This window comes from Mesorhizobium robiniae (assembly GCF_040545535.1).
GTDB lineage: Bacteria > Pseudomonadota > Alphaproteobacteria > Rhizobiales > Rhizobiaceae > Mesorhizobium > Mesorhizobium robiniae.
In genome coordinates this window covers 343132-368989 of the sequence record NZ_JBEPMC010000001.1, presented here as the reverse complement: position 1 = coordinate 368989, position 25858 = coordinate 343132, and the positions used below count along the sequence as shown (strand labels likewise).

Annotated in this window: 19 protein-coding genes; 7 read left to right on the top strand and 12 right to left on the bottom strand. The window is 64.2% G+C overall.

What is annotated here, in order from left to right; genetic code table 11:
- Positions 1–183 precede the first annotated feature (183 nt).
- From ABID19_RS01720 to ABID19_RS01705, 4 genes are all read left to right on the top strand, one after another.
- On the top strand, positions 184–591 hold the full coding sequence (locus tag ABID19_RS01720) for a hypothetical protein (RefSeq protein ID WP_354487498.1): 408 nt from the start codon (positions 184–186) through the stop codon (positions 589–591).
- Between the two features lie 165 nt (positions 592–756).
- Complete coding sequence (locus tag ABID19_RS01715) at positions 757–1575, top strand: aldo/keto reductase (protein WP_354488268.1); 819 nt, start codon at positions 757–759, stop codon at positions 1573–1575.
- 101 nt (positions 1576–1676) lie between these two features.
- Positions 1677–2336: a DUF6064 family protein gene (locus tag ABID19_RS01710; protein ID WP_354487497.1), complete on the top strand. Its 660-nt coding sequence runs from the start codon at positions 1677–1679 to the stop codon at positions 2334–2336.
- Between the two features lie 512 nt (positions 2337–2848).
- Positions 2849–8818, top strand: coding sequence for an autotransporter outer membrane beta-barrel domain-containing protein (locus tag ABID19_RS01705; RefSeq protein ID WP_354487496.1), 5970 nt, complete (start codon positions 2849–2851; stop codon positions 8816–8818).
- A 10-nt stretch (positions 8819–8828) separates the two neighbouring features.
- Here ABID19_RS01705 and ABID19_RS01700 read toward each other — a convergent pair whose 3' ends face one another.
- The 8 genes from ABID19_RS01700 to ABID19_RS01665 all read right to left on the bottom strand — a co-directional run bounded on the left by ABID19_RS01700 (position 8829) and on the right by ABID19_RS01665 (position 16965).
- The gene (locus ABID19_RS01700; protein WP_354487494.1) at positions 8829–9470 is read right to left on the bottom strand and encodes a ThuA domain-containing protein; all 642 of its coding nucleotides are present in this window, start codon (positions 9468–9470) and stop codon (positions 8829–8831) included.
- A gap of 145 nt (positions 9471–9615) precedes the next feature.
- Positions 9616–10530, bottom strand: a complete 915-nt coding sequence (locus tag ABID19_RS01695; protein ID WP_354487493.1) for a TIM barrel protein — start codon at positions 10528–10530, stop codon at positions 9616–9618.
- Between the two features lie 59 nt (positions 10531–10589).
- Positions 10590–11360 (bottom strand): glycerophosphodiester phosphodiesterase family protein, encoded by a 771-nt coding sequence (locus ABID19_RS01690; RefSeq protein ID WP_354488266.1) that lies wholly within the window; start codon positions 11358–11360, stop codon positions 10590–10592.
- Between the two features lie 63 nt (positions 11361–11423).
- A complete protein-coding gene (locus ABID19_RS01685) occupies positions 11424–12305 on the bottom strand; it encodes an ABC transporter permease (RefSeq protein ID WP_354487491.1) in 882 nt (293 codons plus the stop codon).
- 11 nt (positions 12306–12316) lie between these two features.
- Positions 12317–13243, bottom strand: a complete 927-nt coding sequence (locus ABID19_RS01680) for an ABC transporter permease (protein ID WP_354487489.1) — start codon at positions 13241–13243, stop codon at positions 12317–12319.
- 11 nt (positions 13244–13254) lie between these two features.
- The gene (locus ABID19_RS01675; RefSeq protein WP_354487487.1) at positions 13255–14235 is read right to left on the bottom strand and encodes an ABC transporter ATP-binding protein; all 981 of its coding nucleotides are present in this window, start codon (positions 14233–14235) and stop codon (positions 13255–13257) included.
- Positions 14232–15245, bottom strand: a complete 1014-nt coding sequence (locus ABID19_RS01670; RefSeq protein WP_354487485.1) for an ABC transporter ATP-binding protein — start codon at positions 15243–15245, stop codon at positions 14232–14234. The genes ABID19_RS01675 and ABID19_RS01670 overlap by 4 nt, the downstream gene beginning before the upstream one ends.
- A gap of 91 nt (positions 15246–15336) precedes the next feature.
- Entirely contained in the window at positions 15337–16965 is a 1629-nt protein-coding gene (locus ABID19_RS01665; protein WP_354487484.1) for an ABC transporter substrate-binding protein, read from the bottom strand.
- A gap of 366 nt (positions 16966–17331) precedes the next feature.
- Here ABID19_RS01665 and ABID19_RS01660 point away from each other — a divergent pair, with 366 nt between their 5' ends.
- On the top strand, positions 17332–18270 hold the full coding sequence (locus tag ABID19_RS01660; RefSeq protein ID WP_354487482.1) for a sugar-binding transcriptional regulator: 939 nt from the start codon (positions 17332–17334) through the stop codon (positions 18268–18270).
- An 11-nt stretch (positions 18271–18281) separates the two neighbouring features.
- Here the strand turns inward: ABID19_RS01660 and ABID19_RS01655 are convergent, their stop codons facing one another.
- The 3 genes from ABID19_RS01655 to ABID19_RS01645 form a co-directional block, all read right to left on the bottom strand.
- A complete protein-coding gene (locus tag ABID19_RS01655; RefSeq protein ID WP_354487480.1) occupies positions 18282–18617 on the bottom strand; it encodes a hypothetical protein in 336 nt (111 codons plus the stop codon).
- Positions 18618–18825: 208 nt separating this feature from the next.
- Positions 18826–20001, bottom strand: coding sequence for an acetate/propionate family kinase (locus ABID19_RS01650; protein WP_354487479.1), 1176 nt, complete (start codon positions 19999–20001; stop codon positions 18826–18828).
- Positions 20001–22412, bottom strand: a complete 2412-nt coding sequence (locus ABID19_RS01645) for a phosphoketolase family protein (protein WP_354487478.1) — start codon at positions 22410–22412, stop codon at positions 20001–20003. The genes ABID19_RS01650 and ABID19_RS01645 overlap by 1 nt, the downstream gene beginning before the upstream one ends.
- 279 nt (positions 22413–22691) lie before the next feature.
- Between ABID19_RS01645 and ABID19_RS01640 the strand changes: the two genes are divergently transcribed.
- Both ABID19_RS01640 and ABID19_RS01635 read left to right on the top strand, forming a co-directional pair.
- Positions 22692–24674, top strand: coding sequence for a protein-L-isoaspartate(D-aspartate) O-methyltransferase (locus ABID19_RS01640; protein WP_354487476.1), 1983 nt, complete (start codon positions 22692–22694; stop codon positions 24672–24674).
- A gap of 96 nt (positions 24675–24770) precedes the next feature.
- Positions 24771–24977 carry a hypothetical protein gene (locus ABID19_RS01635; protein ID WP_352931271.1) on the top strand — a complete coding sequence of 69 codons (207 nt, stop codon included), beginning with the start codon at positions 24771–24773 and terminating at the stop codon, positions 24975–24977.
- Between the two features lie 18 nt (positions 24978–24995).
- On the opposite strand, the gene ABID19_RS01630 is transcribed toward ABID19_RS01635, so the two are convergent.
- The gene (locus ABID19_RS01630) at positions 24996–25493 is read right to left on the bottom strand and encodes a DUF1772 domain-containing protein (RefSeq protein ID WP_354487474.1); all 498 of its coding nucleotides are present in this window, start codon (positions 25491–25493) and stop codon (positions 24996–24998) included.
- Between the last annotated feature and the right edge of the window lie 365 nt (positions 25494–25858).

Genomic DNA, 25858 nt, shown 5'->3' with positions numbered 1-25858 from the left:
AACGACATCGTGAAGTTGTGCAGGTTGACTCGATTGTCCGCTTGCCTAACTAGGATGGCGGGGCCAGCGCAAATCATCACAGTCGGTATGATATTTTCCAGCATCCGAAAGCCTGTCCTTCTCGTTCTCTTGGCCGTCAGTTTCATCGTGTCTTCCTGCGTCGCCCCTGACGACACGTCGACCATGTCGAAGGAAGACGCAACGACGGCGGCAGCCCGCAAAGAGATGGTCGGTCTTAGCGAGGCGGACGTTCGAATGTGCGCCGGCTTTCCGACTGCCACCGCTGATGCGGGCGGATCAGGCCAGATCTGGACCTATCAGCGTACCGTTCAACGCGGCAATCTCAACGTCGTGATTCCAACTTTGGCGGTGGGTGCTATTCCGACCGTCGGAGGATCCGTCAATGTCAATCCTGGCGGCTACTGCAACACGCAAATTCGAATGGTCGATGGCCGTGTTGCCGAGGTCGCCTACGCCGGCGACAACAATACGACGAACCACCGCGATGCGCTCTGCGTCAGCACGGTAGACGCCTGCGTGAAATATGCCCGCCAGCGCCATCACGTCAGAACAGGGGCCGCCTCCAGGTAGATCGGCCTTGCGAAGGCCGGCCTCCGAAACCATTCTTGTGGTTCGGGAATACAAGGACGGCAGACGATGATCATCAATCGCAGGACATTCGTGAAGGCTGCCGCCACTTCGGGAGCGGCTTTCGTGTTGCCGGGAACCGCGCCCGGCGCGCCGCCTGCGCCGGTTATGCGGGCCGTACCCTCTTCGGGAGAGATGATTCCCGCAGTGGGGCTCGGCACCTGGATCACCTTCAATGTCGGCGACGATCCGGTGCTGCGCGACGAATGCGCCGAGGTGATCGCGGCCTTCTTCGCGGCAGGCGGCCGCATGATCGATTCCTCGCCCATGTACGGCTCCTCGCAGCCGGTGATCGGCTATGGCCTCGAGAAGCTCGGCCAGCCCGAAGCGCTGTTTTCGGCCGAGAAGGTCTGGACCTCCTCCGCCACCGACGGAGCCGGGCAAATCGAGCAGTCGCGCCGCTTCTGGGGTGTGCCGCGCTTCGACCTCGTGCAGGTCCATAACCTCGTCGGTTGGGAGGCGCATCTCGAAACCCTGTCCGCCATGAAGGCGGACGGACGCATCCGCTACGTCGGCATCACGACGTCCGAAGGACGGCGGCACGATTTGTTCGAACAGATCATGCGCACGCATCCGCTCGACTTCGTGCAGCTCACCTACAACGTCGTCGACCGCGAGGCGGAGGAGCGGCTCCTGCCGCTGGCGGCCGAGCGCGGCATGGCCGTCATCGTCAACCGGCCGTTTCAGCAAGGCGCGCTGACGCGCCAATTCGAAGGCGAGACGCTGCCGGACTGGGCCGCCGAGATCGGTGCCGGGAGCTGGGCGCAGTTCATTCTAAAATTCATCGTTTCGCACCCCTCCGTCACCGTCGCCATCCCCGCCACGACCAGCGTCGACCATGTGCGCGAGAACATGATGGCCGCGGCCGGTCCCCTCCCCGACATGGCCATGCGCGAGCGGATGGCGGCTTACATCAGGGACCTCTGAGCAGGCATTTGTGGCCCGCCCACGAATGCCTGCTCAGATTCTGTTGTTTGTCGCAGGTTCTTGTCGCAAAACCGTGGGACACTTTTGCGGAACCTGGTTAGATGTCGGAATGGTGGACCTACCGGCTGGAGGATTTCCTGCTCTTCTCGCCGCGCGTCTACTGGCGCATGTTCGAGTTGCATAATGCTGCATTCTGGCCGCTGCATCTCCTGACGCTCGCCGGCGGCCTTGCCATTGTCCTGCTCATGCTCAGGCGGCCGCGTCGCCATGGTCTCTGGATTGCGCTCATCCTCGCCGCGCTCTTTGCTTCCGTCGGCTGGTCCTTCCTGTGGAGCCGCTATGCCGTGATCAACTGGGCGATCGCCTATGTCGCCCCGGCCTTCGGCCTGCAGGCATTGCTGCTGACGATCGGCGGCGCACACGGCGGCCTCGCCTTTGACCGGCGCGACATCGCAGGGCGGTTCGGGCTGCTGCTCATAGCTGTTGGCCTCGTCGTCTATCCCCTGCTGCCGCTGCTCTTCGGGCGGCCATGGGCGAGCGCCGAAATCTTCGGCATCGCGCCGGACCCGACGGCGATCGCGACGCTCGGCGTCCTGCTTGCAGCAAGCGGACCCGTGCCGCTGCTGTTTCCGATCCCGCTGCTGTGGCTGCTGCTCAGCGGCTTGACGCTCCATGCCATGGGCGATCCGCAAGCCTGGCTGCCACTTCTGGCAGCGGCCACCACTGTCGCTGCCTTGGCCCTGCGCCGCATTGCCCGATGATACGACGGTGCGTTCGCTCCGGCGGGAAGCGCGAGCGCAGGACAATCGCTTCAGGCCAATTGTCGATGTCGGCGGCGCAAACCTGAAGCGGTTGGCCACGTCACGGCCCGAAATCAATTGCTTTGTGACGGCAGTTATGCTAGGAATTTATTCATGGTGCTGATTCGCGCCAACGACCCGCCGACGAGGCGGGTTTTGTGTTTTCAGGTTTCGGCGTCGCCATCCTTCACAAAGCTCCAGCTCAGATCTGACGTGCGGCTTGACCCGGCGTAGCCAATTCCGAGACGTCGAGTCCAAACAGCGCCTCTAGCAACGTTTTATTGACCTGAAGCGATTCCCCTGTGCTGGGAGCCCGGCTCAGTTGACACTCCTCAAGGCTACCCACTACAAGTCGTAAGCTTCGGCTTGCTCCGGAGTCGCACGAATTGGCTGCACGAGGGGGCAGAGTCATGGTGTGTGTTCAGAATCCCGCCGGGACTTCGCTTCCCGGACGGACATCCACGATTTCGGCCTTGCGGAGGAGCCTGCGCGCGCAGGCGAGCCAGCTTGCGCTGCGATCCGCCATCGGCATCGTCGCCGCTGCAGGTGCGAGCCTGCTAGCCCCGGGACAGGCCTGGGCGGCTTGCACCGTCGCCGGCGTCACTGTCCAATGCGGCACCACCTCCACCACCGACACGACCTATCCCACCAACCCGCCTGACGACCGCTATTACGATGGTTCGTCCGGCGGGCTGATCACCCTTACTGTCGATGCGGGAACGACGGTAAGTGGGCATGGCCTTGCGTTTTCCAACGCCGGCACCGGCGGCGTCACCGTCACCAACAATGGCACGATCAGCGTCGACGCCGGCAACACGCCCACCGCGGGCGGCACAGCAGCCCTGTCGGTCTCGGCGGCCGGCGGCCCGATCGTCTACACGGGCGGGAGCATCATCAACAACGGCGCCGGCAACGCGTTCGATGTGACGCAGACGGGCGGTGCCGGTTCGGTCGACATCACTGTCTCCGGCAATGTCTCGGCGGCGACCGGCGAAGGCATCACAGTCCGAGACGTGGCGACCAGCACCGGCATTTCGGTGATTACCAACGATGTGACCGCGCTGACGGTCGCCAGGGACGCGATCGACGCCCAGAGCCAGTCGCTGACCGGCAACGTGACGATCGAGGCGAACGGCGACCTCCAGGCGGGCAATGCCGGCGTGGTGGCGGCGATCCTCCCGGCTGCGGCAACCGGCAATGTCGACGTGACAACCAATGGCTCGATCGACGCCCGGTTCGGCATCGATGCCGAGAACTTCGGCGCCGGCTCGACTACGGTGACCACGGTCGGCCCGATCAATGTGACCACCGGCAATGGCATCTTCGCGCGGACGGCCGGCGGGGCCGTCACGGTGACGGCGGGCGACGTGACCTCCACCGGCAACACGGCCATCATCGCCCGGCAGACCAGCGCGGTTGGCGCGGGTGCGATCGACGTGACGGCGGGCAACGTCTCGGGCACGACCGGCATCGAGGCAACCAACAGCGGCACGGGCAGCGTCACCGTCACCGCCAACGGCACGGTCACCGGCACGAGCGCCGAAGGCATCAATGCGAACGGCAACGGCGCCGTGACCGTGAATATCGCCGACACGGTGACCGGTGCGACGCGCGGCCTGACGCTGGTCGGCGGCACCGGCGGCACGGGCGACATCTCGGTGACCGGCGCCGGTGGCTTCGTCGGCGGCACCGGCGACGCGGCCAACATCCTCAACAATGGCGCAGGCAGCGTCACGGTCGACATCTCGGGCGCGAGCAGCTCCACCGGCGGCGAAGGCATCGTCGTGCGCGATACTGCTGTCGGCGGCGACATCAGCGTCACCACGGGTGCTGTGACCGCGCTGACGGTCGCCAGGGACGCGATCGACGTCCAGACCCAGTCGACGGCCGCCGATGTGACGGTGGTCGCCAACGGCGACCTCCAGGCGGGCAATGCCGGCGTGGTGGCAGCGATCCTCCCGGCTGCGGCAACCGGCAATGTCGACGTGACAACCAATGGCTCGATCGACGCCCGGTTCGGCATCGATGCCGAGACCTTCGGCACCGGCTCGACCACGGTGACGGCGGTCGGCCCGATCAATGTGACCACCGGCAACGGCATCTTTGCGAAGTCGACCGGCGGGACCGTCACGGTGACGGCAGGCGACGTGACCTCCACCGGCAACACGGCAATCATCGCCCGGCAGACCAGCGCGGTTGGCGCGGGTGCGATCGACGTGACGGCGGGCAACGTCTCGGGCACGACCGGCATTGAGGCAACCAACAGCGGCACGGGCAGCGTCACCGTCACCGCCAACGGCACGGTCACCGGCACGCTTGCGGAGGGCATCAATGCGAACGGCAACGGCGCCGTGACCGTGAATGTCGCCAACACCGTGACCGGTGCGACGCGCGGCCTGACGCTGGTCGGCGGCACCGGCGGCACGGGCGACATCTCGGTGACCGGCGCCGGTGGCTTCGTCGGCGGCACCGGCGGCGCGGCCAACATCGTCAACAACGGCTCGGGCACGGTGACGGTCGACATCGCGGGCGCGAGCAGCTCCACCGGCAGCGAAGGCATCGTCGTGCGCGATACTGCTGTCGGCGGCAACATCAGCGTCACCACGGGTGCGGTCACGGCGCTGACGGCCGGCAGCGACGCGATCGACGTCCAGACCCAGTCGACGACCGCCGATGTGACGGTCGTCGCCAATGGCGACCTCCAGGCGGGCAATGCCAGCGTGGTGGCGGCGATCTTCCCGGCTGCGGCAACCGGCAATGTCGACGTGACAACCAATGGATCGATCGACGCCCGGTTCGGCATCGACGCCGAGAACTTCGGCACCGGCTCGACCACGGTGACCACGGTCGGCCCGATCAATGTGACCACCGGCAATGGCATCTTCGCCCTGGCGACCGGCGGCGCCGTCACGGTGGACGCCGGCGATGTCACCTCCACCGGCAACACGGCCATCATCGCCCGGCAGGTCTCCCTGGCCGGTGCGGGCGCCATCGACGTGAGCGCCGGCAACGTCTCGGGCACGACCGGCATCGAGGCAACCAACAGCGGCACGGGCAGCGTCACCGTCACCGCCAACGGCACGGTCACCGGCACGCTTGCGGAGGGCATCAAGGCGACTGGCAACGACGCCGTGACCGTGAATGTCGCCGACACCGTGACCGGCGCGACCTACGGCCTGACGCTGGTCGGCGGCACGGGCGGCAGCGGCGACATCTCGGTGACCGGCGCCGGCGGCTTCGTCGGCGGGACCGGCGACGCGGCCACCATCCTCAACAATGGCGCAGGCAGCGTCACGGTCGACATCTCGGGCCCTAGCAGCTCGACCGGCGGCAGTGGCATCGTCGTTCGCGATACTGATGTCGGCGGCGACATCCGCGTCACCACGGGCGCGGTGACCGCGCTGACGGCGGGCAAGAACGCGATCGACGTCCTGGCCGACTCGGCGACCGCCGATGTCACGGTGGTCGCCAATGGCGACCTCCAGGCGGGCAATGCCGGCGTGGTGGCGGTGATGCTCCCGGGGCCGGCAACCGGCAATGTCAGCGTGACCGCCAATGGCTCGCTCGACGCCCGGTTCGGCATCGATGCCGAGAACTTCGGCACCGGCACGACCACGGTGACCGCGGTCGGCCCGATCACCACGACCGGCAGCGGCATCTTTGCGCGGTCGAACGGCGGCAACATCACGGTGACAGCGGGCGATGTGACGTCGACCGGCGCCATTGCCATCATCGCCGAGCCGATCGGGGCGACCGCGGGCGCGATCGACGTGACCACAGGCAACGTCTCGGGCACGATCGGCATCAGGGTGACCAACAACGGCACGGGCGCGATCGGCATCACCGCCAACGGCACGGTCACCGGCACCGCCGGCGAAGGCATCAACGTGGCCGGCAACGGCGCGGTTAGCGTGAGCATCGCCGATACGGTGACCGGCGTGACCAACGGCCTGGTGCTGTTCGGCGGCAGCAGCAACATCTCGGTAACAGGCGCCGGTGGGTTTGTCGGCGGGACCGGCGACGCGGCCAACATCTTCAACAATGGCACCGGCACGGTCACGGTCGACATCTCGGGCGCGAGCAGCTCGACCGGCGGCGAAGGCATCGTCGTTCGCGATACCGCCCTTGGCGGCGACATCAGCGTCACCACGGGTGCGGTCACGGCGCTGACGGCCGGGAGCGACGCGATCGACGTCCAGGCGCAGTCGCTGACCGGCAACGTCACCATCGTTGCGGACGGCAATGTCCAGGCGGGCAATGCCGGCATTGTTGGCGCGATCGTCAACGCCGCGGCAACCGGCAATGTCGACGTGACAACCAATGGATCGATCGACGCCCGCTTCGGCATCGATGCCGAGAACTTCGGCACCGGCACGACCACGGTGACGGCGGTCGGCCCGATCACCACGACCACCGGCAATGGCATCTTTGCGAAGTCGACAGGCGGCGCCGTCACTGTGACAGCGGGCGACGTCACGTCCACCGGCAACACGGCGATCGTTGCCCAGCAGACCGCGGCCGCGGGCGCGGGCGCGGTCAGCGTGACCGGCGGCAACGTCTCGGGTACGATGGGCATCCTCACGTCCAACGCCGGTACAGGCGGGACCGCCATCAGCACCAACGGCACGGTCGAAGGCGACCTCGCTGCGATTTCGGCGACATCGAACGCCGGCCACGCGATCGGCATCACCCTTGCTGGTGCGACGCACAGCAGCGCCCTGACTGCCACGGCGCTGGCAATTACCACGGCCGGCGGCGCCACGACACTCACCAATGGCGGCGCGCTGACCGGCCGGGTGGAGCTTGGCGATTACGCCGACCTGGTGACCAACAACGCCAGCTGGAGAACCGGCGGCACCAGCCTGTTCGGCGCAGGCATCGACAGCGTGGTGAATGCAGCCGGGGCATCCCTCGTCACCGCCGGCAACGGCGCAGCGCTCGAAACGACCGCTTTCAGCGGCCTCGAATCCCTGTCGAGTGCCGGCCGTCTCACCATGCAGGATGGCGGCGCCGGCGACCGTACTTTGCTTTCCGGCAATGTGACGCTGGCAGCAGGCTCCACCTACGCCATCGACATCGGCGCGGCACTCCAGTCGGATCTGCTTCATGCCGCCGGCGCCGCCACCATCACCGGCTCGACGCTGTCGGTCAACATGCTAGGCGGCCTGCTGGTCGGTACTCACTATACGGTGCTGACCGCCGACGGTGGGTTGACCGGCGAGTTCGGCTCGGTGACAGGCCTGCCCGCCTTCCTGGCCATGTTGGATACTTATGACGCCAACAACGCCTATCTCGAAATGCTGAAGGCGCGCGACTTCGCCGATGCCGGGGAGACGCGCAACCAGATCGCCACGGGCGAAGGCCTCGACAGCATTCCGGAATCCGGGCCGCTGTTTGGTGCCGTCGCCAGCCTTGCGACCGACGCCGAAGCGCGCGACGCCTTCGACCAGCTGTCGGGCGAGATCCATGCGTCAGTCAAGGGGATGCTGCTGGAAGACAGCCGCTTCATCCGCGACGCCGCCACCAACCGGATCAGCGCCGCGTTCGGTGATGCCGGCGCCGCCGCATTGCCTGTTATGGCCTATGGCGAGGGCGGGCCGGAGATGGTGGCGGCCGACACCGACCGCTTCGCCGTCTGGGGCCAGGCCTTCGGCTCGTGGGGCGATAAGGACTCGGACGGCAATGCGGCCGCCTTCGACCGCTCGACTGGCGGGTTGCTGATGGGTGCCGATCGCCTGGTCGGCGACTGGCGCGTCGGGCTCCTCGGCGGCTACAGCCATTCGTCCTTCGACGCCGACGACCGCCAGTCCTCCGGCGACGCCGACAGCTATCATATCGGCCTCTATGGCGGCACCAACTGGGGCGCCATCGCCTTCCGCACCGGTGCTGCCTACAGCTGGAACAGCATCTCGACGCAACGCTCGGTCGCCTTCAACGGTTTGGCCGACTCCCTGTCGGCCGATTACGACGCCGGCACTGCGCAGGTGTTCGGCGAACTTGCCTACAAAATGGCCGCCAACCGTTTCCATTTCGAGCCGTTCGCCAACCTCGCCTATGTCAGCGTGCATACCGACGGCTTCACCGAAAAGGGTGGTGCTGCAGCGCTGACCAGCGCCAGTTCAACCACCGAGGCGACTTTCACCACGCTTGGGCTGCGTGCCTCGACGGACTTCGCGCTCGGCGGCACGAACGCCACTGCGCGCGGTATGGTCGGCTGGCGCCACGCCTTTGGCGACGTCACGCCGGTTTCGACCTTCGCCTTCGCTGGTGGCGATGCTTTTACCATCGCCGGCGTGCCCCTCGCCAAGGATGCTGCGGTCGTCGAGGTCGGCTTCGACCTGCAAATGTCGACCAACGCGACACTTGGCCTGTCCTATACCGGCCAGTTCGGCGCCCATGCCGCCGACAATGGCGCCAAGGCAGACCTCCGCGTCAAATTCTGACGACGCGCCCTCAGCGCGCCGCCCACACCAGCCCGCGACGAAATATCGTTCGCATCTCAGGCACCGCGAACTCCTTGGCGACGTGGCCGAGCGCCGAATAGAACACCCTTCCCTTGCCGTGCCGGCGCTTCCAGACGACGGGCATGACCACGCCGTCTATCCAGGACGCATGCTCACCGGAGAAGGTGGTGGTCGCCAGCACCTCGTTCGATGGATCGACATGCATGTAGTACTGCTCGGAACGGTACGAGAAATCGTCGATGCCGTTCATGATGGGATCGTCGCGCCTGGTGATGTCGACCCGGTAGTCGATGATGTTACCCGGGTGGGCCACCCACTGACCGCCGCACATGAACTGGTATTCCGTGGCTTCGCGAAAAGCGTCGCACATGCCGCCATGATAGCCGCCAAGGCCGACGCCGCCCTCGACTGCCTTGGTCAAGTTGAGCTCCTCGTTCTTGGCAAGCTTGGCCATCGTGTAGATCGGGACGATCAGGCTCAGATCGGCGATAGCGGGGTCGGCGAAGATCTCGGTCGTGGTTTCGACGCGCACGTCAAACCCTTCCTCTTCGAGCATCGTCTTGACGACGCGCGCGCCTTCTTCCGGCTCGTGTCCGTCCCAGCCGCCCCACACGATCAGCGCTTGCCGCATGTCCTCTCCATCATTGTCCTCATCGCCAAACGAGCCATCGCCGGTCGATCCGGCCGGCTGCTCCTCAATTCGACCTATGCCAACGATACCCAGACAGTCCCGACCGTTGCAACGTCCTTCAGGCCAAAATCAAATGAATGGCCGATCACTCGGCTGCCATGGAACTGCGCGTGCCGTTCAGCGCGATCAGGCGTTTCGCGCGTTCGAGGCTGGCTGGCTGCTCGCTGCGGTAGCGTTCGCCGATCTCCATCATCAGGACTGTTCCCGGCAGGAACTCCAATTCGCCAAAAATCTCCTCCCAGGCGATATCGCCCCAGCCGAGCGGCATGTGCAGGTCGCCGAGACCCAACGCAGTCGCTTCCTGCAGAAAGTAGGGCTTGTAAAAGCCCTGTGGCCGCCCGAAGGAATCGTGGACATGCAGATGCCCGGCCACCGGCGCCATGGCACGGATCTGCTCGCGGAAGTTCAGTCCGCGATAGGTCGCTTCGAGATAGGCATGGCTGAAGTCGATCAGCGCGACCAGATTGGGATGGTTGACCGTCTTGACGGTCTCGGCCACTTCCGCCGGCGTCTGCCGGTATTGCCCCGGCTCCGCGGTGAAAATGTTCTCCAGCGCGATGCGCACGCCGTAGGGCTTGGCGAATTCCGCCAGTTCGGACAGCGCCTCGCGCTCGCGCCGGTCCGCATCGGCGCGCAAGAGAGGCTGGTCGGCGCGCAGGAAGCCGCCGTGCTGGACGAGAATACGGGCGCCGATCCGGTCGCAGAGCTCGACCAGCGCCTTGGCCGCCTCCAGCTGGTACCTGCAGGTCGCTGGGTCCATGAAGTTGGAGGAGACAAGGCCATGAACCGTGTAGCGGAAGGGGAATGCGCCGGCCAACGCCACGAGCCTGTCCGCCCTTTCCCTTATGATGCGGCCACCCGCGACAAGATCGATGCTGGTCAGCGCAAGCTCGACGGTGTCGACGCCGATATTTTCAAGCCGGCGAAGATCGGCTTCAAGGCTGTCCAGCTCGCCGTCGCGAGACTGCGCGTTGAAGCCGGTTGCGATAAGATTGCTCATTTGTCTTGTCTCCAGGTTGGGCCAGATTGGCATTGTCGTTGTGTGGCCGATCGGTGCGATCAGGCCGGATTGGCTTCGAGTGGCGCTGCCGTCATCATGGCGGAGCGCAAGGCGATGGCGAGGTCCGGGCGGTCCGATGTCAGGCGGCCGATCCGCCGTTCCAGCCAATGGCGGATCGTCGCCTCCTCATTCAGGGTCCACACGCAAAGCCGGTCGAGCGGCAGTGCGGCTCGGACCAGTTCCCACTGCGCCTCCATCAGCTCGTGATGGATGGCGACGATGTCGACGAGGCCGTCGACGCGCGCAAGGAATGCCGCCAGGCCGCCCTGTCTTTCGGCCCAGTCCGCATTGACGGAGACGAGGCGCGCGACCTCAGGCGCGTGGCGCCGGCAGTCTTCCAGAACCGAAATGTCGAAGGAGGTCAGATGCGTCCTGTCCTCGACGCCGAAGCGTCGAAGCGCCTCGGCGACGCGCCGGGCAATGTCGGGATAGGGCGTACCGGTTTCGTCGATCTTGGTCTCGACATGCAGGCCCGGTCCGTCCCTGGAAGAAAGCACGGCCAGCACGTCCGCCAGTGTTGGAATGGGTTCGTCAGTGCCTTTTAGCTTTACGCCTGCCCGCACCTGCGGCGTCAGCTTACGCACCGGCCCAAAACCGTCCGTCGTGCGTTCAAGCGTCGCGTCATGGATGACCACGAGCTCGCCCGGCTCCGTCAGGTGGACGTCGAATTCGATGGCGTCGACGCCGAGCTCCAGCGTGTTGCGGAAGCCGGCAAGCGAGTTCTCCGGCCACAGATTGCGGGCGCCGCGATGGCCGGTGATCAAAGTCATGCCGGTGATCAAGGTCATGCCAGTCATCAAGGTCACGGACGTCTCCTCGGATTGCTGAACATCTCACCGAACCGTGGGATCGAGCTTGTCGCGCAGCCAGTCTCCGACCAGCGAGATGGACAGCGTGGTGAGCATGATGACTAGGGCGGGCGCCAGCATGATCCACGGCGCGCGAGTCAGATATTCGCGGCCGAAGCCGACCATGTTTCCGAGGCTGGTCTCCGGCGGCTGGACGCCGAGGCCGAGGAAGGACAGGCCGCTTTCCATCAGGATGATCTCGGGAAAGGTCAGCGTCATCGAAACGATCAGCGTCGAGGCGACATTGGGCAGGATGTGGCGCAGGTAAACCCGCGCCGGCGTGGCTCCGAGCTGCACCACCGAGGCCGCATAGCCCTGCGCGCCCGCCGAGATGGCAAGGCCCCGCGCGATGCGCGCATAGCGCTCCCAGCCGTAAAAACCCATCAGGCAGACCAGCAGCACCATGGAGGAACCGAAGAAGGCCAGAACCGCCAGCGACATGATGAGAAACGGCAGGGCCGCCTGGAAATCGGCCAGCGCTAGCACCAGATGCTCGACGAAACCGCGGAACTGCGCAGCGGCGAAGCCGAGCGCCGTGCCGAAGACGGCCGAAAGAAGCGTCGCCCCGAAGGCGATGACGAGCGAAAGGCGGATCGACTGGATGAGGCGCGAGAGCACGTCGCGGCCCAGTTCGTCGGTGCCCAGCAAGTGCCCCATCGTGCCGGGATACGAAAGCCGGCTGGTGAGATCCATCTGCGTGATCCCATAGGGGCGGATGCGGTCGGCGAATATGGCAACCAGCACCATCGCGGCCAGCCACAGGATTCCCAGCCCGACGCTCAGCGGTACGTTGCGGCGGATGGACGACAGGAACCCAGCCCTTTGCCTCGCGTTTGGCCGTGTGGCCGCCGGATAGATCAAAGCCATGCCGGTTCTCCTCAATGGCTCGCGGGCGAACGCAGGCGCGGGTCGAGCCAGCCGTAGAGCAGGTCGACGGCGAGGTTCGACACCACCATGGTGGCCGCGACGACGAGCAGGATGCACTGGACGACGGCGAGGTCGCGATTGCTGACCGAAACGATCAGCAGCCTGCCGATTCCCGGCCAGGAGAAGATCGATTCCACCACCACCGCCCCGGCGATCAGCGAGCCGACCATGAAGCCGACGATGGTCACGATCGGCACGGCGGCGTTGGGCAGCGCATGGCTCCACACCACGTCGCGCCATTTCACCCCCTTGGCCGATGCCGTGCGGATATAGGGCTGGCCCATCACCTCGATCATGGCGCTGCGCGAGAAACGGGCGAGTATGCCTATGCCGCCTACGCTCATGGTGAGCGTCGGCAGGATCCCGTGCATCCATGTCTCCTGCCCGCCGGAAGGCAACACGCCCAGCGTCACCGAAAAGATCAGCACCAGCACCAGGCCCATGACGAAGGAAGGAATGGTGAAGCCGAGGATCGCCAGCAGGATCACGCCGCGATCGGCGAAGCTCTGGCGGTGCAGCGCCGCATAGACGCCGGCCGGAATTCCGATCAGCAGCTTCAGGATGAGCGCCGGAACGGTCAATTGCAGCGTGGCCGGCACGCGCTCCAGCACCAGTTGCAGCGCGGGAGCCTTGTCGCGCATCGACACGCCGAAATCGCCGGTGAAGATCGATTTGAGGTAAGCCAAATATTGAATCCAGACCGGCTGGTCGAGACCCCACGACTTGCGGAACGCGTCGATGACGGTTTGCGGCACGTCCGGCCCCAGCATCACCTCGGCCGGGTCCCCCGACATGCGCAGCACGACGAAGGCGAAGGTCATCACCGCAAGGATGGTGATGACGGCCCTCATAACGCGCGCTAGAACGAAACGGATCATGGCGGGCTCCGTCAGGCGGCCATTGCGGCGCTGTCCGACACGACATGACAGGCGGCGGTACGCCCCTTCTCGATCTGCCGCAGCGCCGGCGTTGTCGTGCGGCAGACGTCGCGGGCGACGGGGCATCGCGGATGGAAGGCGCAGCCCGACGGACGTGCGGCCGGATTGGGCGGCTCGCCCTGCAGGATGACGCGCCCCTCCAGCTTCTTGCCGGGGATCGGCATGCTGGAAACCAGCGCCTTGGTGTAGGGATGCCGGGGCGACTGGAAAATCACGTCGGAGGAGGCTTCCTCCACGATCCTGCCGAGATACATGACGGCGACACGGTCGGCCAGGTTGCGCACGACCTTCAGGTCGTGGCTGATGAAGATCATGGCGATGCCGTTCTCTTGCTGCAGGTCGCTCAACATGTTCACCACCTGCGCCTGGATCGACACATCGAGCGCGGAGACCGGCTCGTCGCACACCAGGAGTTTGGGCCTTGCAGCCAGCGCACGCGCGATCACCGCCCGCTGGCGCTGCCCGCCGGAAAGTTCATGCGGATAGCTGCCGGCCTGGTCGGGGCGCAGGCCGACGGCCGCCATCAGCTCCTCAACGCGACCGGCGCGGCTTTCCCTGGGCCCGATCCGATGGATGTCCAGCGGTTCGCCGATCTGGGTCGCGATCGTCTGCCGGCGGTCGAGTGCGGCCAGCGGGTCCTGATAGACAAGCTGCATCTTCGCGCGCAGCGCTCGCCACTCCGGCGTGCCGAGCCTCGGCATCGGCTGCCCTTCGAAGCGCACCTCGCCACCCTGCGCCGGATCGATGCCAAGCAGCATTCGTCCGAGCGTCGACTTTCCCGAACCGGACTCCCCGACAATGCCTAGCGTTTCGCCGGGGAATACCGACAGCGAGATATCTTCCACGGCGCGAACAAAGCTAGGACGGGAGAAGGGTCCGTGCCTAAGCGCGTAAATGCGCACCAGCTCCTTTGCTTCGATCAGCGGCGTCATTGCAGCAAATCTTCAGGGACCCTGCGGTCGGCCTTGCCGACTGCGGCTGGCCCGATCGGGTGCGCGCAGGCGAGCTTGCGACCATCCTTTTGCGGCAGGAGGGAGGGCGGCGACGTCTCGCAGAAAGCGGTAACGCGCGAGCAGCGCGGCGCGAAGGCACAGCCCTGCGGCAGGATCTTCGGGTTCGGCACCGTGCCCGGTATCGGGATCAGCCGCTTTCGGGGGCCATCGATGCGCGGGATCGCGTCGAACAGGCCGCGCGTATAGGGATGGCGAGGACTGGAAAACAGCTGCGCGACCGAGCCTTCCTCCACGATGCGGCCCGCATACATCACGCAAACCCGTTCGCAGACCTGCGACACCGCGCCGAGGTCATGGCTGATGAACACCAGCGCCATGCCGGTCTCGGCCTGCAGCCGGATCAGGAGGTCGAGAATCTGGGCCTGAATGGTCGCATCGAGCGCGGTGGTCGGCTCATCCGCGATCAACAGATCCGGTTCGCCCGCCAGTGCCATGGCGATCATCAGGCGCTGGCATTGCCCGCCGGAAAATTCATGCGTGTAGAGATCGAAACGGCCACGGGCATCGGGAATGCCGACCATGTCCATCAGCCTCAATGCCTCGGTCTTCGCGGCCTCACCCCGGAGCCCCCGATGAATGGCCAGCGCCTCGGTGATCTGGCGGCCGATCGACAGGACCGGGTTGAGCGAGCTCGATGGGTCCTGGAAAATCATGGCGATCCGCCCACCCCGCACCTGCTCCAACGTGCTGCGCGGGCTGCCGCACAGCTCGCGGCCTTCAAGGCGCACGGAGCCGGTAACGCTTGCTTTCCCGGGCAGCAGGCCGAGCGCCGCCAGCCATGTGACCGACTTGCCGCATCCCGATTCCCCGACCAGGCCGAGCGCCTCGCCGCGTGCAACATCGAGATCGATGCCGTGCAGCACCTGCACGCCGTCGAACGCGACTTTCAGGTTGCGCAGTTCCACCAGATTGGCCGTTGCAGCTGTCATCGCCATCCGCTTCCGCTCTCCCGAAGGACCTCATGAAAAGAAAAAACTCCGGCGGGGCGTTTCCCTGCCGGAGCGGGTTCATGGCGAACGGTCAGCTTGCCCAGTTGGTGGAGCGGAAATCCATGGCGAAGGCGGGTGCGGCCTTCCACTTCAGCGACGATTTCATGCCGGTGAACACCGCGTTCTGGTGAAGGATCTGATAGACTGGATCCTCGCGCTCGCAGATTTCCAGCATGCGGGCGAAGGCCTTCTTGCGGGCGGCGCGGTCGGTGCCGGTTTCCAAGATCGCGGCCATCTGATTGGCCTCGGCATTGGTCCAATCCTTCTTCTGCTGGACTTCGCCGTTCGGACCGTACTGGTTGACGATGCCGCCAACAGGATCGTTGAAAGCGCATCCGGCTGACCAGTCGCGCACGCCTTTCACGCCGGCCGGATCGTGGATCTGCGCCCAGTTTTCCTTCATCTCGATCTGCACGTTGAGGCCGACCTGGTTCCACATCTCGACCATGATCTGGCCGTTCGAAGTCTGGTTCGTGTAGTAATTGTCGAGGAGCCGGAAGGGGATCGCGTCGCCCTTGTAATTGGCCTGCTTCAGCAGCTCGCGCGCCAGATCGGGGTTATAATCCGGCACCCTCCAGCCCTGCACGAACATCTCGTCATAGAAGGGGAACTGTAGCCCGGCCGGAATCGTCGTCTGGCCTGCCCATAGCGCTTCAATGATCGCCTGGCGGTCGATGGAATGGGTCATGGCGCGGCGCACCAGCGGGTTTTCGAGTATCGGATTCTGGGTGTTGAACACCGAAACCCTGTGATTGAGGATCGTCGAGCCCTGCACCTCGAAGCCGGGGGCACCCTGAACGGCGGGAATCTGGTCGGGCGGCAGGTCACAGGCAAAATCATACTCGCCAGACAGAAGCCCGTTGACGCGCGAGGCGACCTCCGGAACCTCGACAAAACGGATTTGCTCGAGCGGCGGGCGACCGCCCCAATAGTCGTCGAAGGCCACGAGAGTAAGCGACACGTCCGGCTTGAACTCGCCGACCGAATAGGGGCCGGTGGTGACCGGCTTGCGCGCCCAGTCGACATAGTTCGCCGCCTCGTCCCAGGCACGGCGGTTGGCGATCTGGCTGCCGAAGGCATAGAGGCGGCCCTCCAGCGTCACATCCGAGGTCGCGTTGTGGAAACGCACCGTGTGTTTGTCTACCGCCTCGACGCCGGCGAGCCGGGGCCACAGCCGGCGGCCGATGCCGGGTATCGTGGCAGGCAGTTCCTTTGGCGTCGCGGGTTTGTGGTCGTCCTCGAAGATCGTCTTGCCGCCGACCGGCTGCGTGTCGCCGAAAACGCGCTGGGCCGAGAAGCTGAACACCACGTCATCGGCGGTCAGCTCGTCGCCATTGTGGAACTTCACGCCCTGGCGCAGCTTGAGCTCGACGGTCTTATCGTCGATGCGTTTCCACTCGGTCGCGAGGCCGGGAACCGGGCCCTGGTTGCCCATCCAGTTGCGCAGGATCAGCCCTTCCCAGAAATTGGGGAAGAACACCCGCTCGCCCACATTGGATTGCTCGTTCCATATGTCGAGCGTGTTGTTATTGGTGATCTTCTGCACCGCGATGGTGACGGACGGGCGCGCGCCCTGACCGATCGCAAAGCGCGGCAGCACCATGCTGCCTGCGGTTGCACCGAGGATACCAAGCGCGCCGCGCCGAGTGAATGAGAACATCGGAATCTCCTTTGCGAGAATGGCAGGTCGTGGCCAAAGCAATCTGGCCGGTTCTACGTTCAGCACTGTGTCTGTTTCGTAATGGCCAGATGAATTATTTGTGACAATCCGCAGTTATGTATTTAGACATAAAGTATTCATATCGATTTATTCTAGATAGTCATGGCAAATCCTGCCCATATCAGAGCATCTATCCAAGTTGATCTATTCCTGTTTAATCTGCTATCCGGCTGAAACGGCCATGATTTTCCTGCTGGCAAATCAACCGATCAGCCGGAAACAGATCGCCGGAATTTATAAGTTACAAATGCTACACCAGTGTGACGTTTGTAACCAAAAGCGGCCACGGCACGAGGGGTAGAGCGCATGGACCAGCAGGAGCTGATGATCAGGGCGGCATGGCTCTATCATGTCGAGGGCCTGACACAGGCAGAGATCGGCGAGCGGATGCATCTCACCCGCCGCAGGGTCAACGAGCTTCTCGCCGCAGCACTTGAGGAAGGGATTGTGCGTATAGGCTTCAGCTCGCCGCTAGCCGCCAATATCGAGATCGAGGCTGAACTGCGGAGCCGGTTCGGCCTGCAGGATGCCGTCGTGGTGCCGACGCCGGGCGATCCCGGGCTGGTGCACTCGGTCATTGGCCGGGGCGCGGCCGCCTATCTGGATAGGCTGATCCAAAGCCGGAAGCCTGCCTCTATCGGTGTCGGCTGGGGGGCGACGTTGCGGGAAACCGTACGGCACATGACGGCCGTCAGCGAGCCGCAGATGGAGGTACGGTCCATGATGGGCGGACTGACGCGCGGCCTGGAGATCAACACATTCGAGATCGTCCGCGGCTTCGCGCAGGTCCTGGGCGCGCAATGCTGCTATTTCGCGGCGCCGATCTACGCGGAGAGCCCGCAGTCGCGCGAGGCGATCATTTCCCAGTCGGTGTTCCAGAGGATATTCCCCCGCACCTATGATGTGGATGTCTCCTATCTCAGCGTGGGAGATGTATCGCGGCAATCGCTCCAAGTGCGTTACGGCCTGCCTGAGGGAACGGACGCGCGTGATCTCATCGCAGCCGGCGCCGTCGGTGACCTCCTGGGCCGCTATCTCGATGCCTGGGGCAAGCCTGTGGACCACCCTCTGAACGGCCAGGTGCTTTCGCCGGAACTCGACGACTACCGCAACATTCCCTGCCGGATCATTGGCTCAGGCGGGACGCACAAACATGCCATTCTTCTAGCCGCGGCGCGGGCCGGGCTGGCGACGGTGATCGTAACGGATGCCGACAGCGCAAAAGCCATGCTTGACACCCGATAGGCTCGGCCGGCCTAGAACCACCGCCGCTCGGGCTCGGAACTCTTTGCAATCGCAATTCCCAAGAGAACACCGACCACGCCGCCAAGCACCATCGCCGAAGAAACTGTGCCTGGGTTCTGCTGGACAGTTTCGGACACGGTGTGCGCCTGGCTGCGCAATTGCCGGGCTGCGCGCGAGGCCCGTTCGGCGGCGCTATCGTACCAGCCCTGTGCCTCCTCGGCTTGGTCGGAAAGGGTCCGATTTATTTTGCTGATTTCGCGGCGAAGCTCGGCGATCTGCTTCTTCATCGCATCCTGCGCTTCGTTTGCCGCCTTTGAGGCGCCTGCCGTGCTGGTGGTTTCGGCCATTGGATTTCTCCCTGTGGTAATCGGATCCCGCATTGGTAACCAGACAGGGAAACGACCGCGGCGGCGCAGGGTTCCTTGCCTTAGAGCGACATGCGCCCACTTGGACGCACAAAGTACGCTCTAGCGATTTGTATCCGAGCATCGTGCTTTCCGAAAATCGGTTCCGATTTCGGGCCGATGCGATAGAAAACAGCGGCCGTCGATTGCGCTAGCGAGCAATCCCTTGCACGCATGTGTGGCGAGCAATGATGCTCTCCTCGTCGGTCGCGACGACGCGTATTTCGACCTTGCTGTCCGGTCGGCTTATGATCTCGGCATGCGAGGCATTGGACGGCTCGTCAATCGCCACGCCAAGCCAGTGGAGCCTTTCGCATATTGCCTTGCGGACCGGCGCCGAGCGCTCGCCAATGCCGGCGGTGAACGCGAGGCATTCGAGGCCGCCCAAAGTGTTGGCGAGCGCGGCAGCCTCCCTTGCGGCCCGGAACGCAAAAAGGTTCACCGCTTCGCGGGCGTGGGGGTCGTCGCTCGCCTCCAGCGTACGCATGTCGCCCGAGACGCCGGATACTCCGAGCAGCCCGGATTCCTCGTAGAGCATGTGCTGCAGAGCCTCCCCCGAGACGCCTCTTTCCAGGATGAAGTACAAAAGCACGCCCGGATCGATGGCACCGCAACGCGTGCCCATGACCAGGCCGTCGAGCGCGGAAAAGCCCATCGTCGTATCGACGCTTCTCCCGTCGCGCATCGCGCACAGGCTCGCTCCGTTGCCGAGATGGGCGACGATCGTCCGCTTCGCTGCAAGAGCGGGCGATATCTGCTTGAGCCGCCCGGCGATGTATTCGTAGGAAAGACCATGAAACCCGTAGCGGCGGATTCCGTCCGTATCGTATCTGCGCGGCAGCGCGAAGCGGCTCACGATCGGATCGATCGTCTGATGGAAGGCTGTGTCGAAGCACCCGACCTGCGGCAAGTCCGGCCGCAGCGCGGAAAGCGTGCGGATCGGCGCGAGACTGCGAGGCTGGTGCAGCGGCGCAAGCGGCGTCAGCCTGTCCAAGGCGTCGATCACGTCAGGCGTCAGACGGACCGGTTCGACGAACTCGCGCCCGCCATGCACGATGCGGTGGCCAGCGGCCACCAGCTTCCTGCCGCCAAGCTCGCTCTCGATCCAGTCGAGTAACGCGTCAATGCCAGCATTGCGCGCGTCTCCGGCAAGCGGCCGATCACACTGCACCGTTCCGTCGGCCGCCTTCGCGGTGAGCTTCGGTGCATCGCCCAGATCCAGCGCACCGCGCGAGACGAGTTGCAGGTCCCCGGAGGATCCGAGGTCGTACAGTCCGAACTTGATGCTGGAGGAGCCGGCGTTCAGTGCAAGAATTGCCTGTCGCATCAATCGCCAGCCTTCGCCGCACTGTTCTCAGGCCAGTTCCAATTCTGAATTTCGGGCATGTCTTCGCCATGCTCGCGGACATAGGCCTTGTGCTCCACCAGCTTCGCTTGCAGTTCGGCGGCAAGGTCTTTCGCCCGTTCGGCCAGCCCCGGCACGTGTTTGATCGCAGCAAGCGCCAAGTGGAAACGGTCGAGTTCATTGAGCACGACCATGTCGAACGGCGTCGTCGTGGTGCCTTCCTCGCGAAAACCGTGCACATGCATGTTGTCATGGTTGGCGCGTCGGTAGGTCAGCCGGTGGATGAGATAGGGATAGCCGTGATAGGCGAAGATGACCGGCTTGGTCTTCGTGAACAGCGCGTCGAAATCCTCGTCGGCAAGGCCATGCGGATGCTCTGAATTCGACTGCAGCGTCATCAGGTCGACCACGTTGACGACGCGAACCTTCAGCTCCGGAAACGCCGAACGCAGAATGTCGGTGGCAGCGAGCGTCTCCAGCGTCGGCACGTCGCCGGCGCAGGCCATCACCACATCCGGATTCTTACCCTTCGCCACCGTCCCTGCCCATTCCCAGATCCCTGCCCCCGCCCGGCAGTGCGCTTCTGCGTCTTCGACAGACAGCCATTGCGGCGCTTGCTGCTTGCCGGCGGTGATCACGTTGATGCGGTTGTAGGTTCTCAGGCAATGATCGGTGATCCAGAGCAGCGTGTTGGCATCCGGGGGGAAATACAGCCGGACCGTATCGGCCTTCTTGTTGGCGACGAAGTCGGCAAAACCGGGATCCTGGTGGCTGAAGCCGTTGTGATCCTGCCGCCAGACATGGGAGGTCAGCAGGTAGTTGAGTGAAGCGATCGGCTTGCGCCAGGCAAGCTCGCTGGATGTCTTCAGCCATTTCGCATGCTGGTTGACCATGGAATCGACGATGTGGATGAACGCTTCGTAACAGGAAAACAGGCCGTGGCGGCCGGTCAGCAGATAGCCCTCCAGCCAACCCTGGCAGAGATGCTCGCTGAGCACTTCCATGACGCGGCCGTCGCGGGAGAGCTGGACGTCGTAGGGCTCGATCCGCTGCATCCAGACCCGGTCCGTAACCTCGAACACGTCGTCGAGGCGGTTGGAGGATGTCTCATCCGGCCCCATCAGCCGGAAATTCCTGGCCTCCGCGTTCTGGCGTATGACGTCGCGGAGATAGCTTCCGAGAACCCGCGTCGCCTCGGCTCTGGTGCCTCCCGGACGCGGCACGTCGAGCGCCAGGCCTTTCCAATCGGGAAGCGCTAGGTCGCGCTTCAGCAATCCGCCATTGGCATAAGGGGTCGCGCCCATGCGCTTGGACCCGGTTGGCGCAAGCGCCGCCAGGTCTGGAAGCAGACGCCCGCTGTTGTCGAACAGCTTTTCCGGTTCGTAGCTCCGCATCCAGTCTTCCAGGATCTTGCGGTGCGCTTCGTTGCCGCGGGCATTCGACACCGGCACTTGATGCGAGCGCCAGAAATCCTCGACCTTCTTGCCATCGACCTCCTTCGGTCCGGTCCAGCCCTTCGGGCTCCGCAGTACGATCATCGGCCACAGCGGACGCTCTCCCTGCCAGTCCGATGCCCGAGCACGCTTCTGGATCGAGCGGATTCTGTCGAGCGCGGTGTCCAGCTTCGTGGCCATCAACCGATGCATGGGAATTGGCTCGTGACCTTCTACGAAAAATGGTTCGTAGCCGTAGCCGGCGAACAGACCCCGCAATTCCACGTCATCCATCCGGGCAAGGATTGTCGGGTTGGCGATCTTGTAGCCGTTGAGATGCAGGATCGGCAGCACGGCGCCGTCGGACGCCGGGTTGAGGAACTTGTTGGAATGCCATGCCGCCGCGAGCGGTCCGGTTTCCGCTTCGCCGTCGCCAACGACGCAGGCGACGACCAGATCGGGATTGTCGAAGGTCGCGCCGAAAGCGTGGACCAGCGCATAACCCAGTTCTCCGCCTTCATGGATCGAGCCGGGCGTTTCGGGCGCCGCATGGCTGGGCACCCCACCAGGAAAAGAGAATTGCCGGAAGAGTTTTCTCAGGCCGTCTTCGTCCTGGCCGATTTCAGGATAGATCTCGCTGTAGGTGCCCTCGAGCCACGTGTTCGCCACCATCGCGGGGCCGCCATGACCTGGGCCGCAGATGAACAGAAGGTCGAGATTACGTTCGCGGATGACGCGGTTCAGGTGGACATAGATGAAGTTGAGGCCGGGCGTCGTGCCCCAATGGCCGAGCAGCCGCGGCTTGACGTGCTCGGCTTTCAGGGGCTCGCGCAGGAGCGGATTGTCGAGGAGGTATATCTGGCCGACCGAAACGTAGTTCGCGGCGCGCCAATAGCGGTCCATGAGACTGACCTGGTCAAGGCCTGTTGGCTGTGCGGTGGTCCGAGCCTCGTCATTCATCGAAACGTCTCCAGAATGCGTTCGCCCCGTCGATATCTGGAGTGAGATCGCCCCGAAGAAAGGATTTTCGCGGAAATAAGTTCGGCCGGAGCCGCCGCCGCGCCCACCAGTCGCTCTTTTGCAGGAACCTGGAAGCTCGCCAACGGTTAAGGAGACGAGCCGCCAAAATGAGATCAAGCGCTGCCGGGCCGAGCGCACGCCGATCGAGGGATTGTCGCCGGTTGGCACGATTGAGGGCACAATCGGGCGGGGGCCACCAGCTTGCAAGAGGAGCAAAAGATGCTCGATCTTCCCGATGCTCGCAACCGAATGGTCGAAGTCCATCTCAGCCGCCGTGGTATCCGTGACCGCGAGGTGCTGGATGCGATGCGTGAGGTTCCGCGCGAGGCTTTCGTCGCACCCGGCTTTGAAGAATTCGCCTACGAGGATGGGCCGCTGCCGATCGCCGAGGGTCAGACGATATCGCAGCCCTACATCGTCGCCTTGATGATCGAGATGGCAGAGATCGGACCAGGCGACCATGTCCTGGAGGTTGGCACCGGTTCAGGCTACGCGGCTGCCGTGATGAGCCGGATCGTCGAACGCGTTTACACGATCGAACGCCACGCTGGGTTGGCCGGGACGGCGAGACAGCGGTTCGAAGAACTCGGCTATGACAATATCGAAGTCCGCACCGGCGATGGCACCAAGGGCTGGCCCGACGCAGCGCCCTTCGACGCCATTCTGGTCGCCGCCGGCGGACCTGGTGCGCCGCTTGCGCTTCAGGAACAGCTCGACGTCGGCGGCAGGCTCGTCATCCCGGTCGGCGACGAACCGCATGATCAGCGCCTTCTCAAGGTCACCCGAACCGGCGCTGCAACCTATAGCGAGGAGGATTTCGGCGGCGTGCGGTTCGTGCCGCTCATCGGCGAGCAGGGCTGGCCCGAGAGCGGCAGCCGTATCGCGACCGCACGCGCCCGCACGCGCAGCCTGCCGGAGATGATCGCGGCAGCGGCCGAACCGCTGCCGGATTTCGACGATCCGGCGTTCGGCGAATTGTTCGACCGGTTTGGCGACCGGCGCGTCGTCTTGCTCGGCGAAGCGAGCCACGGCACGTCGGAGTTCTACCGGGCCCGCGCTGCGATCACCCGCAGGCTCATCGAAAAGCATGGCTTCACCATCGTCGCTGTCGAGGCCGATTGGCCTGACGCTGCGGCGGTCGACCGCTACGTCCGCCGCCGGCCGCCACGGGCCGACGCCGATCCGCCGTTCCAGCGGTTTCCCACCTGGATGTGGCGCAACACGGACGTTGCGGCATTCGTCGACTGGATGCGATATCACAATGAACGGATCAGGATATCGTCGCGACTGGCGGGATTCTATGGCCTCGACATCTACAATATGGGCGGATCGATCGCCGCGGTTCTGCAATATCTCGACAGGGTCGATCCGCAGGCGGCAAAGATCGCACGTGAACGCTATGGCTGCCTGACGCCCTGGCAAAATGAGCCCTCCACCTACGGCCGCGTCGCACTCACCTCCGGCTACGAGAAATGCGAGGAGGCGGTGCTGGAACAATGCCGCGAACTGCTTGCCAAGCAACTCGACTATGCGCAGCAGGATGGCGTCGATTTTCTGGACGCCACCCAGAATGCCCGGTTGATCGCTTCCGCAGAACGCTACTATCGGATCATGTACTATGGCGGCGCGCAGTCCTGGAACCTGCGCGACACCCACATGTTCGAGACGCTCGAGCATCTCATCGAAGCCCGCGGGCCAAACGCCAAGGCGGTCGTCTGGGCGCATAATTCCCATATCGGCGATGCCCGCTACACCGAGATGGGGGTTGTCAGGGACGAAGTGAACATCGGCCAGTTCTGCCGCCAGCGTTTCGGCGACGAGGCTGCCTTGATCGGGCTCAGCACGCATTCGGGGACGGTCGCCGCGGCCTCCGACTGGGACGGTGAGATGGAGATCAAACGGGTGCGGCCTTCCCATGGCGATAGCTACGAACGGCTTTGCCATGATTGCGGCGTCTCGCGTTTCCTGCTCGACATCAAGCGCGACGACGATCTCCGCAAGCGGCTGTCGGAGCGGCGGCTGGAGCGCTTCATCGGCGTGATCTATCGGCCGGAAACCGAACTGCGCAGCCATTACGCGGATGCTTCTCTTGCCCAGCAATTTGACGCGTTCGTCTGGTTTGACGAAACCGCCGCGGTGACGCCGCTTGGGCCCGAGCATGTCGGAACCGGCGTTCCCGACACCTATCCATTCGGGCTTTAGCGCCTCGCAATCAGAGCCGTATCAGGCTGCCTTTCGCCGGAACATTCATCGCGCCCTGCTGTTTCTAGAGCAGGACCCTTTCGAAGGAGTTGTGCTATGAGCGGAACCAAACATCCAAAATGGAAAAAACCGAGCGATGCCGATCTGAGGAACAATCCTGGAATAGGGACGTCCAAGGGCACGATCAAGGAAGGCGACGAAATCGTACTTGACGGCGAAAACACGATCGAAGGTGACGTCGAGAACGACACGAACGCCCTTGGCGGGATCAATCCAAGGCAGAAGATGCGGACCAACAAATAGCGCTGCCATTCCTCGGCGCTATTCATTCCCAGCAAAAAATGTCGCGGCGACGGCAACCGAGATCAGGCTCAGCATAGCCAGGCCCGCCCTGGCAACATGCGAAGCCTCCCAGATGTTGCGCAGTTCTTTCCAGTCGCCGCTTTGCTTACGAGAGAACATCGAAAAGAATGCCGCGGCTGGTTTCGGCACGGCGATATCCTGCACCCAGAAATTGTTGACGGGATGCGTGACCAGCCAATAGGTCGCATGTCCCGCCACCAAGAAGACAAGGGCCGCCAAGGTCCACCAGAATCGAGCGCTTGCGTAGGGCGTCAGGTAGAGCAGGATGGCGAGTGCAATGATGCCGCCGATCTCGGCAAACCCGCCGACAGTGAAGCCGGGATAGTAGATCGCCTGTACGGATTTGTAGGTGGCCTCCTTGAGGCGCAGCTTGCCGGGCAACTCCAACGCATGCGCGAGCGAGAGCGCCATTGTGATTGCAACCAGAAGAAGGGTGACAATCATGAACGCGCGCATGCCGTTACTCCCTGAACCGTGCCTCGCAATACGCAGCGTACATAGAGTGCTCGCCGACCCGGTAAAGGTGACGAAAGTGACGGCCGGGAACCATCTTTAGGCACGATGGTTGTCATCCCGGGGTGATCCTCCTCGAGGAACATCCCAGGGTGATCCTCGTCAAGGAAGCGGACATGACCGATCCTGATCCGAACAATCCCGTGCCGATACCGGATAATCCCAATCCTGAGCCTGCCCGGCCGCCCGCTCCACCGGAGACTCCGCCGGATGAGCCTCCGGGCGTGCCTCCGCCTTCGCCTGATCCCGTTCCCAGCCCGGAGAGGCAGCCCGTCGAAATTCCTCCCGATACACCACCCGAGATTCCC

Excerpts from the sequence above, each read along its gene's own strand:
- ABID19_RS01650 (WP_354487479.1), bottom strand. The coding sequence starts at position 20,001 with ATGCGACAGGCAATTCTTGCACTGAACGCCGGCTCCTCCAGCATCAAG.
- ABID19_RS01655 (WP_354487480.1), bottom strand. The coding sequence starts at position 18,617 with ATGGCCGAAACCACCAGCACGGCAGGCGCCTCAAAGGCGGCAAACGAA.
- ABID19_RS01685 (WP_354487491.1), bottom strand. The coding sequence starts at position 12,305 with ATGGCTTTGATCTATCCGGCGGCCACACGGCCAAACGCGAGGCAAAGG.
- ABID19_RS01645 (WP_354487478.1), bottom strand. The coding sequence starts at position 22,412 with ATGAATGACGAGGCTCGGACCACCGCACAGCCAACAGGCCTTGACCAG.
- ABID19_RS01660 (WP_354487482.1), top strand. The coding sequence starts at position 17,332 with ATGGACCAGCAGGAGCTGATGATCAGGGCGGCATGGCTCTATCATGTC.
- ABID19_RS01695 (WP_354487493.1), bottom strand. The coding sequence starts at position 10,530 with ATGAGCAATCTTATCGCAACCGGCTTCAACGCGCAGTCTCGCGACGGC.
- ABID19_RS01670 (WP_354487485.1), bottom strand. The coding sequence starts at position 15,245 with ATGACAGCTGCAACGGCCAATCTGGTGGAACTGCGCAACCTGAAAGTC.
- ABID19_RS01715 (WP_354488268.1), top strand. The coding sequence starts at position 757 with ATGCGGGCCGTACCCTCTTCGGGAGAGATGATTCCCGCAGTGGGGCTC.
- ABID19_RS01665 (WP_354487484.1), bottom strand. The coding sequence starts at position 16,965 with ATGTTCTCATTCACTCGGCGCGGCGCGCTTGGTATCCTCGGTGCAACC.
- ABID19_RS01720 (WP_354487498.1), top strand. The coding sequence starts at position 184 with ATGTCGAAGGAAGACGCAACGACGGCGGCAGCCCGCAAAGAGATGGTC.
- ABID19_RS01700 (WP_354487494.1), bottom strand. The coding sequence starts at position 9,470 with ATGCGGCAAGCGCTGATCGTGTGGGGCGGCTGGGACGGACACGAGCCG.
- ABID19_RS01710 (WP_354487497.1), top strand. The coding sequence starts at position 1,677 with ATGTCGGAATGGTGGACCTACCGGCTGGAGGATTTCCTGCTCTTCTCG.
- ABID19_RS01675 (WP_354487487.1), bottom strand. The coding sequence starts at position 14,235 with ATGACGCCGCTGATCGAAGCAAAGGAGCTGGTGCGCATTTACGCGCTT.
- ABID19_RS01635 (WP_352931271.1), top strand. The coding sequence starts at position 24,771 with ATGAGCGGAACCAAACATCCAAAATGGAAAAAACCGAGCGATGCCGAT.
- ABID19_RS01630 (WP_354487474.1), bottom strand. The coding sequence starts at position 25,493 with ATGCGCGCGTTCATGATTGTCACCCTTCTTCTGGTTGCAATCACAATG.
- ABID19_RS01680 (WP_354487489.1), bottom strand. The coding sequence starts at position 13,243 with ATGATCCGTTTCGTTCTAGCGCGCGTTATGAGGGCCGTCATCACCATC.
- ABID19_RS01640 (WP_354487476.1), top strand. The coding sequence starts at position 22,692 with ATGCTCGATCTTCCCGATGCTCGCAACCGAATGGTCGAAGTCCATCTC.
- ABID19_RS01690 (WP_354488266.1), bottom strand. The coding sequence starts at position 11,360 with ATGACTTTGATCACCGGCCATCGCGGCGCCCGCAATCTGTGGCCGGAG.